General features: G+C 45.2%; 8 protein-coding genes and 1 pseudogene. All 9 read left to right on the top strand.

Features of this window, described 5'->3' with window-relative positions:
* Positions 1-867: aminotransferase class III-fold pyridoxal phosphate-dependent enzyme (locus AC29Z1_RS08095; RefSeq protein WP_488270951.1), on the top strand; the 867-nt coding region annotated here is incomplete at its 5' end.
* Positions 868-894: 27 nt separating this feature from the next.
* Complete coding sequence (argF, locus tag AC29Z1_RS08090; RefSeq protein ID WP_488270950.1) at positions 895-1,890, top strand: ornithine carbamoyltransferase; 996 nt, start codon at positions 895-897, stop codon at positions 1,888-1,890.
* An 88-nt stretch (positions 1,891-1,978) separates the two neighbouring features.
* On the top strand, positions 1,979-3,202 hold the full coding sequence (locus AC29Z1_RS08085) for an argininosuccinate synthase (RefSeq protein WP_488270949.1): 1,224 nt from the start codon (positions 1,979-1,981) through the stop codon (positions 3,200-3,202).
* Entirely contained in the window at positions 3,195-4,610 is a 1,416-nt protein-coding gene (gene argH, locus AC29Z1_RS08080; RefSeq protein WP_488270948.1) for an argininosuccinate lyase, read from the top strand. Before AC29Z1_RS08085 ends, argH begins: the two co-directional genes overlap by 8 nt.
* Before the next feature lie 36 nt (positions 4,611-4,646).
* Positions 4,647-5,717 carry a branched-chain amino acid aminotransferase gene (locus tag AC29Z1_RS08075; protein WP_488270947.1) on the top strand — a complete coding sequence of 357 codons (1,071 nt, stop codon included), beginning with the start codon at positions 4,647-4,649 and terminating at the stop codon, positions 5,715-5,717.
* A gap of 291 nt (positions 5,718-6,008) precedes the next feature.
* The gene (cdaA, locus tag AC29Z1_RS08070) at positions 6,009-6,827 is read left to right on the top strand and encodes a diadenylate cyclase CdaA (protein ID WP_488270946.1); all 819 of its coding nucleotides are present in this window, start codon (positions 6,009-6,011) and stop codon (positions 6,825-6,827) included.
* The gene (locus AC29Z1_RS08065; protein WP_488270945.1) at positions 6,824-7,768 is read left to right on the top strand and encodes a CdaR family protein; all 945 of its coding nucleotides are present in this window, start codon (positions 6,824-6,826) and stop codon (positions 7,766-7,768) included. Before cdaA ends, AC29Z1_RS08065 begins: the two co-directional genes overlap by 4 nt.
* Before the next feature lie 15 nt (positions 7,769-7,783).
* A complete protein-coding gene (locus AC29Z1_RS08060) occupies positions 7,784-9,379 on the top strand; it encodes an NAD(P)/FAD-dependent oxidoreductase (RefSeq protein ID WP_488270944.1) in 1,596 nt (531 codons plus the stop codon).
* Between the two features lie 53 nt (positions 9,380-9,432).
* A pseudogene (locus AC29Z1_RS08055) lies at positions 9,433-9,639 on the top strand (phosphoglucosamine mutase); the annotation flags it as partial.

The raw sequence follows: 9,639 nt of genomic DNA, 5'->3' as shown, positions 1-9,639 counted from the left end.
AATGAAGGGGCAATCAAGTTAGCCCGGAAATACGGCAAGACCATTTCTGCCGACAAGGTAGAAATTATTACTGCCGAACATTCCTTCCATGGACGGACGTTAGCCACTCTGACGGCTACCGGTCAGCCGAAATATCATAAGGGTTACGAGCCGCTACCTGGAGGGTTTAGGTACGTTCCGTTTAATGATATCAAGGCTCTTGAACAGGCTATGTCTGATAAAACCTGTGCGGTAATGCTTGAGCCGATACAAGGGGAAGGCGGCGTAAATATTCCTGACCCGGATTATTTTGTAAAAGTACGAGCCTTATGTGATACCTATGGGGTACTCCTAATTCTTGACGAAATTCAAACAGGTATCGGACGGACCGGGAAAATGTTTGCCTATGAGCATTTTGGTATTAAGCCTGATATTGTAACTTTGGCAAAAGGTCTGGCTGGTGGTGTTCCTATTGGTGCTTTTATCGCTTCTGATAAAGTAGCCGCTGCCTTTGGCCCTGGCGACCATGGTTCTACTTTCGGCGGCAATCCGCTGGCTTGTGCGGCTGCCAATGCAGTGCTGCAAGTGATTCACGAAGAAAAACTGCTGGAAAATGCTGAGATCATGGGCGAATACCTTATCACGAAACTCAATGAGCTTAAGAGCAAATATCCGGCTCTCATAACAGAAGTACGCGGTAAAGGCTTGATCGTTGGTGCCAAACTTACTCAGCCAGGCCGTGATATTGTGAATGAATGCATGAAACAGGGGGCCATCATTAACTGCACCGCCGGTGATGTGCTCCGGTTTGTGCCACCACTCAATATCACCAAAGCACATGTTGACGAGATGATTGCCATACTGGATAAGACACTAGCAGCGGTCTAACTTTAACTATGGGGGAGTGTTTAGGGAATGAGTCTTAAAGGAAAAGACTTTTTATCAATACATGATTTGTCGGTTGATGAAATTTATCAGATTTTGGATTTCGCCAAAGTCTTAAAAGCCAAACAAAAGGCGGGAGAACCCCATCAACTCTTAAAGGGCAAGACCTTAGGCATGATATTCCAAAAAGCGTCAACCCGTACCCGGGTATCCTTCGAAGTTGGCATGTGGCAGCTTGGTGGTATGGCCCTGTTCTTATCGGCGAATGATTTGCAAATTGGTCGGGGTGAGCCGGTTAAAGATACTGCCCGCGTCTTATCCCGTTATGTGGATGGCATTATGATCCGGACATTTTCCCACTTGGAAGTTGAGGAACTGGCTGAATATGCTACTGTCCCGGTTATTAACGCACTGACAGACCTTTTACATCCCTGTCAGGCTATGGCCGATATTTTCACCGCTATTGAATACAAGGGAGACGATTTGAGAGGACGCAAACTGTGCTATATCGGTGACGGCAATAATATGGTTAATTCGCTCTTACACATCTGTGCCAAAGTGGGTATGGATATTAGTGTTGCCACACCAGAGAACTATGCTCCAGATGCCACCATTGTTGAACAGGCTGCTTCGGTGGCTCAGGTGACTGGCAGTAAAATCACCATTCTTAACGATCCATATGCTGCTGCTAAAGATGCCGATATTCTGTATACAGACGTATGGGCCAGCATGGGAAAAGAAGGCGAACAGGCCATCCGGAAACAAGCATTTGCCGGTTTCCAAATTAATAGCTCCATCATGCAGGTGGCCAAAAAGGATGCTATTGTTATGCATTGTCTGCCGGCGCACCGCGGCGAAGAGATTACCGATGACGTGATTGAAGGACCAAACTCAGTGGTATTTGATGAAGATTATAATAGACTGCATGTGAATAATGATATCATTTCCTTTATAATGGCAGATTTAGTGGTCCATGGCAGTCCATTACTTTTTGGAGAACGGGAGTACCGAAGGTACGATTCTTAGTAAGATATAGACTTTATACTTGATTCGGTGTAAACTTTACTATAGGAAAACTTAGGAAACTATATAGATATTTAGGAGGCAATACATAATGAGTGACATTAAAAAAGTGGTACTGGCCTACTCCGGTGGCCTGGATACCTCGGTTATCATTCCTTGGCTGAAAGAAAACTATGGCTGCGAAGTTATTGCCATGTGCGCTGATGTTGGTCAGGGGGACGAACTGGCACCGATTCGGGAAAAGGCTATCAAATCAGGTGCCAGCAAAGTTTATATTGAAGATTTAACCCAAGAATTTGTTGAGAACTATATTTGGCCGACACTGAAAGCCGGGGCTGTGTATGAAGGCAAATACCTGCTTGGCACCTCGTTTGCTCGCCCGATTATTGCCAAGGCCCTTGTAGAAGTGGCTATTAAAGAAGGGGCTGATGCAATTTGTCATGGTGCTACCGGGAAAGGCAACGACCAAGTTCGCTTCGAACTTACCGTAAAAGCGCTGGCTCCTCACCTGAAAATCATTGCTCCCTGGAGGATCTGGAACATTCGCTCTCGCGAAGATGCGATTGACTATGCAGAAAAACACGGCATTCCTGTGCCAGTCACCAAAGCACGTCCATACAGCATGGACCGTAATATCTGGCATTTGAGCCATGAAGGTGCTGACCTGGAGAACCCCGCAAACGAACCTAAAGACGATGTATTTATGATTACTACTCTGCCGGAGAAAGCACCAGATAAGCCGGTCTACATTGAAATTGGTTTTGAAAAAGGTATTCCTGTGTCGGTTGATGGCGTTAAAATGGATGCGGTAACGCTGTTAACCAAACTGAATGACATTGGTGCTGCCAATGGTATTGGTATTGCCGATATCGTAGAAAATCGCCTTGTGGGGATGAAATCCCGGGGTGTATACGAAAATCCTGGTGGAGCCATATTATACTATGCACATCGTGAATTAGAATATTTGACCCTTGACCGGGCAACGTTACATTACAAAGAACAGGTAGCCATCAAATATGCCGAGTTGGTATATGACGGCATGTGGTTTTCACCGCTGAGAGAAGCGCTTGATGCTTTTGTCAATTCTACGCAAGAGACAGTTACCGGTACTGTCCGGTTAAAATTATACAAAGGTAACATTATTAGTGCCGGTTCCCAATCGCCATATTCCTTGTACAACGAAAAAATCGTAACCTTTGGCGACAGTGAAGAATTATATAACCATGGCGACGCTGAGGGCTTTATCAATCTCTTTGGTTTGCCGCTTAAAGTCAGAGCCATGATGAAAGCTGAGGCCAAGAAACACCATGAGTAAACTGTGGGGCGGACGTTTTGCCAAAAGTACTGATGTGATGGTGGAGGAGTTTACCTCCTCCATCTCTTTTGATAACCGCATGTATAAACAGGACATTGCTGGAAGCATGGCTCATGCCAGAATGCTGGCCAAGTGCGGGATCATTAGCCAGGAGGATGCCAGCCTGATTATTGAGGGTTTGCAAAGTATCCTTGCTGACATTGAGGCTGGAAACTTTACTTTTGAAGTTTCTCTGGAAGATATCCACATGAATATTGAAAAGCGTTTGACAGAACGTATCGGTCCGGCTGGCGGAAGGCTGCATACTGCCCGCAGCCGCAACGATCAGGTAGCGCTTGATACTCATATGTATGTGCGTGAACAAGTGGCTGAGATTGCCAAATTATTATATGATTTAGAACAGGCTGTACTGGATGTTGCTGAAAAGTATCCTGACGTAATTATGCCTGGCTATACTCATCTGCAGCGGGCGCAACCGATCTTATTCGCTCATCATATGATGGCCTATTTCTTCATGTTCGAACGCGATTTCAGGCGTTTGGGCGGGGTATGGGAGTCAGCCGATATTATGCCGTTAGGGGCGGGAGCGCTAGCTGGTACCACTTTTCCCATTGACCGGGAAGCCGTCGCCCGTGAACTGAAATTTGGTCGCATTTACGAGAATAGTATAGATGCTGTCAGTGACCGTGACTATATTCTGGAATTCCTTGCTTTTGCCTCCATTTTAATGATGCATTTAAGCCGCCTGAGTGAGGAAATCATCCTTTGGTCATCAACCGAGTTTTCCTTTATTGAACTGGATGATGCCCACTGCACCGGGTCCAGCATAATGCCGCAAAAGAAAAATCCCGATGTTGCAGAATTGGTACGGGGGAAAGCTGGGCGGGTATTCGGCCATTTGATGGCCATGTTGACCGTAACCAAAGGGTTACCTCTAGCGTACAACAAGGATTTACAGGAAGATAAAGAAGGCTTGTTTGATACCATTGATACTGTGAAATTTAGCTTGACAGTATATGCTGCTATGCTGCGCGGTATGAAGGTCAATGCTAATATGATGCGGCAGGCACTTAAAACTGATTTTTCTAATGCTACCGATATGGCGGATTACCTGGTGAAAAAAGGACTACCTTTTAGACAGGCCCATGAAGTTGTCGGCAAATGTGTAGCCTATTGTTTAAGTAAGCAAAAAACACTCACTGACTTAACCATGGAAGAGTTTAAGGAATTTTCGCCGTTATTTAGCGAAGATATTATGGACGCTATTGCCGTGGAAACCTGTGTGGCAGCGCGTAATTCTCTGGGTGGTACATCGCCCACTCAGGTAGGACACGCCATAACGATTGCAAAGTCTATTATGGAAAAACAGCAAAAACACCTTGACATGTATACAAAAGTCACTCTATAATAACCATAAATATACAAATCAAGGAGGCCTGTTAACATGACAGATATTGCTGTTATACTGGCTGATAAACGCGGTACACTTCCTCCGGAGGACAAACTTGGTTTTGGCAAAATTTTCACCGATCATATGTTTGTGATGGACTATGAAACGGGTAAAGGCTGGCACAATCCTCGTATTGTTCCGTACGGTCAGTTTGACATTTCACCGGCGGCAACGGTGTTGCACTATGGGCAAGCTATTTTTGAAGGGATGAAAGCCTTTCGTACTGATGACAACCGTGTTGTCATTTATCGTCCGCTTGACCATCTGAACCGATTTAACAGATCGGCAGATATTCTGAGTATTCCTCAGATGGATGTTAATCTGCTGCACACTGCGTTGAAGAAATTAATTGAAATTGAAAAAGAGTGGGTGCCCAAATCCCCGGGTACTTCCCTGTACATCCGACCATTTGTCATTGCTACTGATCCTTATGTAGGTGTAAAAGTAGCTGATCATTATACATTATTTATTATTTTGTCGCCAGTTGGTGCTTACTACTCCTCTGGCTTTAAGCCTGTCAGAATTAAGGTAGAAGAGCATTTTGTGCGCGCCGTTAAGGGCGGTCTGGGTGAAGCTAAGACGGCGGCCAATTATGCCGCCAGTCTTAAAGCATCTGAAATCGCTAAAAAAGAGGGTTATGACCAGGTATTGTGGCTGGATGCGGTTGAGAAAAAATACATTGAAGAAGTTGGCACCATGAACATTTTCTTCAAAATTAACGATGAACTGATTACGCCAGCTTTAAATGGCAGTATTTTAGATGGCATTACCCGGCGTTCAGTGCTTGCGGTTGCTAGAGACTGGGGAATGAAAGTCTCAGAACGCCGTATTTCCATTGAAGAAGTATATGAAGCTTATAAACAAGGCCATCTCCAGGAAGTGTTCGGTTCCGGTACTGCGGCTGTTATTTCACCAGTGAGCGAGCTTTCCTGGAAAGGAAACAATATTATTATCAATAATGGTGAGATTGGCGAAACCTCGCAAAAACTGTTTGATCATATCCTCGATATTCAACAAGGGCGTGTTGCCGACAAATACGGCTGGGTTGAGACAGTGACAAAATAGTGGTTTTTCCGCTGAATAACTGGCGCGGCATTACACCGGAAACAAGTCTTATGTATTACTAGTTGTATATATTGTCATGATTAGGCTTGTGCTTGAAGCACAAGCCTAATTTGATCTTATGCCGTTGACTGCGGACTACGGGCAGTAATTTTCATTATTGGCGCAACAGCGATGTTGCGGATTATAGGAATTATTTTTTTATAATCCCTGTCAGCTTAAAAGGTTTTCCTAATTTTGGGGAGAATAAAGGTATAGTTGTACTGCATTTTATGTATGTTCGAGGTGGACAGCATGCTATTACAAATACGGGGAATTATTTCTACAATTAGTTTTCTTGATATTATTGACATGGCTATTGTTGCCTATGTGTTATATAAACTATATGTTATGATTCGGGATACTAGGGCAGTTGCGCTGCTAAAAGGACTTATTGTGCTACTATTGGCCACCCTTGTCAGCAAGTGGCTGGAACTCAATGTTATCAATTGGCTGATGCAGAAAACCATGACCGTAGTTATGGTAGCATTGCCGGTAGTGTTTCAGCCTGAACTTAGGCGGGCGCTGGAGCAGTTGGGACGGGGACGCTTTTTTCAGAACAGTTCCCAGCTTAATGCTGCAGAAAAAGAAAGTTTATTTGAAGAATTGGCCCGCACCGTTACGGTATTGTCCAAAAACAAAATTGGGGCACTGATTGTACTTGAGCGTCAGACAGGTCTAAATGATTATATTGAGACAGGTATCAAAGTGGATGGTTTGGTATCTAGTGAGTTTTTAATAAATATTTTTATACCCAATACACCGCTTCATGATGGTGCTGTTATTATCCGTGGTAATCGAATCCAGGCTGCAGGCTGTTTGCTGCCGCTATCCGATGACCGGACATTGACCAAAGAACTTGGTACCAGGCACCGGGCGGCCATTGGAATCAGTGAACAGGCAGATGCTGTTGTCATTGTTGTCAGCGAAGAAACAGGAATTATTTCCCTGGCTAGAGGTGGCAGACTGTATCGATATTTGGATGCCGATAAACTGAAGGAGCAGCTTGCACCATTATTTATTACTAAATCATCCTCGCTGAGCGATTTCTTTAGCTGGAGGACATCGCAATGATTGATAAGTTTCTGAAAAAACCTGGAGAAAAAGATAAAAATCTGACACCGAAGATTTTGGCCATTATTTTAGCCATTATTTTATGGTTATATGTTATGAATGAACAAAATCCACCCATTGAGTCGTGGGTCACTATGCCATTGGAAGTTCGTAATATGGCTACTAGCTATGTAATTGATGATGTACCGGATACTGTTCGGGTGAAAGTTCGTGGTCCACGAAACATTGTGGCTGGGCTAATTAACCGGGATATTGTGGCGTATATTGATGTAAAAGGCTTGGAAGAAGGCCAACATAGCGTCAAAGTCACTCCTGCCTTGCCTGCCAATGTAGAATCACTTGAGGTTGATCCAGAGCGGGTGCAGGTACAAATTGAAACCGTTGTGAACCGTGAGGTGCCGGTAGAGGCTCGCTTGACCGGTACACCTGCCAAGGGTACGCTGGTCGGTAAAGTTACGCTTGCTAGTGAAAAAGTTACGATTGAGGGACCGCGAAAGCTTATTGAAACGGTAGAAAAGGTACTAGTACCTGTTGATTTGGCCGGTAAGGACACAGATATTTCTATAGACTCGTCTCTCATTCCTGTCAACAGCAAAGGAAAGGAAGTGCAGGGGCTTACTGTTTATCCAGATAAAATGCGGGTAACAGTGGTTTTGACGGCTGAAGTAACCAAAAAAACATTGGATGTAAAACCAGTAACCCAGGGTGAACTACCTTCAGGTTTTGTTATTACAAGTATTGTTACTCAGCCGGAAAAAGTAGAGGTAAGTGAGAACACCCCTGGGAAAACTATTGAAAAACTTGAAGCTATTTATACCGAACCGGTTAATATAGCAAATAAGACAAAAGATATAAGCGAGGAAGTTAGACTTCAATTACCAGAAGGTGTGTCAAGCACACCGCCAACGGTTACTGTCAATATAAAAATCAGCCCTCGTTAAAGGAGATAGGAACTATTGCTTAAAATCAGCAATTTTCGCGTACCATTGACAGAGAATGCGCCGCTGGAGCAATTAGTGGCCAAACGCCTCAAATTGCCGAGAGATGCTGTCAGTCATGTGGCAATTAGCCGCCGGGCCGTTGATGCCCGGCGGAAAAACAATATTAACTTTGTTTATACGTTAGAAGTCAAGACCACCATACCGTCTGGTCAGGTCTTGTCTCGGTTGCAAGGTGATAAAGATGTTATGCTGGTTACTCCGGTCGTCCCGGAGGAAGTTGTTCCAGGTAATAAGCTGTTAAATAACCGGCCAATAGTGGTTGGGGCGGGACCGGCCGGATTATTTGCTGCCTACATGCTGGCAAAATATGGATACAAGCCGCTCTTGATCGAACGTGGACGCGATGTAGAGCAGCGCACCAGGGATATTGCCGACTTTTGGCGAACTGGTAAACTTGACCCAATAAGTAATGTGCAGTTCGGCGAAGGTGGCGCAGGGACATTTTCTGATGGAAAACTGACTACACGGGTGAATGACCCCCGAATGGCCGAAGTATTGGCTTTATTGGTGGAGGCTGGCGCACCGCCGGAAATACAATATCTGCATAAGCCTCATATTGGTACAGATAAGCTCAGGCAAGTGGTTAAAAACATTCGTAACCGCATTATCGAACTGGGTGGCCAAGTAGAGTTTGAGGCCAGATTGACAGCCATTGAAACCCAGGATAGCCGCCTGTGTGGTTTAACCATTAATGAAAGCCGTTATCTGCCGTGCGATGCCTTGTTTTTAGCCATTGGCCATAGTGCCCGTGATACATATGAACTGTTACATCAGGCTAACATTGCGATGGAGGCTAAGCCGTTTGCCATCGGTGTCCGTATCGAACATCCGCAGGAACTTATTGATCAGGCCCAGTACGGTGTATATGCCGGTCATCCCAAATTGGGGGCTGCTGATTATGCATTGGTATACCAAGACAAGGCAGCAGGCCGGGCAGCCTACTCTTTTTGTATGTGTCCCGGCGGTCTGGTTGTGGCGGCAGCCTCAGAAACTGGCGGGGTGGTAACCAATGGAATGAGTCTCTTTAGCCGGGATTCTGGTATAGCGAACAGCGCGTTAGTGGTTACCGTCAATCCTGCTGATTATGGATCTCATGTGCTTGACGGTATTGCCTTTCAGCGCCGCTATGAACGGCTAGCCTTCACTTTAGGCGGTCAAAGTTATGCTGCCCCTGTCCAGACAGTAGGTGACTTTTTGGCAGGCAAGCGCGGCAGCAAAAACTATTTGGTTCGCCCGAGCTATCGACCTGCAGTAACCCCGGCTGATCTTAGACAATGTCTGCCTGATTTTGTTACCAATGTGCTAGTCAAAGCCTTACCAGATTTTGGACGGAAAATCCGGGGTTTTGATCATCCGGGTGCGGTGCTTACCGGCGTTGAGACAAGGACTTCTGCTCCTGTAAGAATACTTCGCGGTCAGGATTTTGTTTCAGTAAATACGAAAGGGCTCTATCCTATTGGCGAAGGTGCCGGGTATGCCGGCGGTATTATGAGTGCAGCTCTTGACGGAATGAACGCGGCTATTAGCTTCATCAAAGAATATAAGGCATAAAACTAACTTTAATTGCATACTTGCACAGGAAAACGAAAGGAGTAATAGTATATATGGCAAGATTGTTTGGAACTGACGGCGTACGCGGTTTAGCCAACGCTGAACTTACGCCAGAACTAGCCTTTAAAATGGGCCGGGCGGCTACCTATTATTTTGGCAAAGAACATAAACGGCCAGTATTTTACATAGGACGTGATACCCGCATTTCTGGTCACATGTTGGAGGCTGCTCTGGCGGCTGGGATTTGTTCTGCTGGCGGT

The sequence above is a fragment of the Sporomusa sp. genome, assembly GCF_057736855.1.
The sequence above is the reverse complement of the archived record's forward strand: the minus strand, read 5'-3'. Positions and strand labels throughout refer to the sequence as shown.

Bases quoted from the DNA above. Each gene is read 5' to 3' on its own strand.
- argF (WP_488270950.1), top strand. From the start codon at position 895: ATGAGTCTTAAAGGAAAAGACTTTTTATCAATACATGATTTGTCGGTT.
- AC29Z1_RS08085 (WP_488270949.1), top strand. From the start codon at position 1,979: ATGAGTGACATTAAAAAAGTGGTACTGGCCTACTCCGGTGGCCTGGAT.
- argH (WP_488270948.1), top strand. From the start codon at position 3,195: ATGAGTAAACTGTGGGGCGGACGTTTTGCCAAAAGTACTGATGTGATG.
- AC29Z1_RS08075 (WP_488270947.1), top strand. From the start codon at position 4,647: ATGACAGATATTGCTGTTATACTGGCTGATAAACGCGGTACACTTCCT.
- cdaA (WP_488270946.1), top strand. From the start codon at position 6,009: ATGCTATTACAAATACGGGGAATTATTTCTACAATTAGTTTTCTTGAT.
- AC29Z1_RS08065 (WP_488270945.1), top strand. From the start codon at position 6,824: ATGATTGATAAGTTTCTGAAAAAACCTGGAGAAAAAGATAAAAATCTG.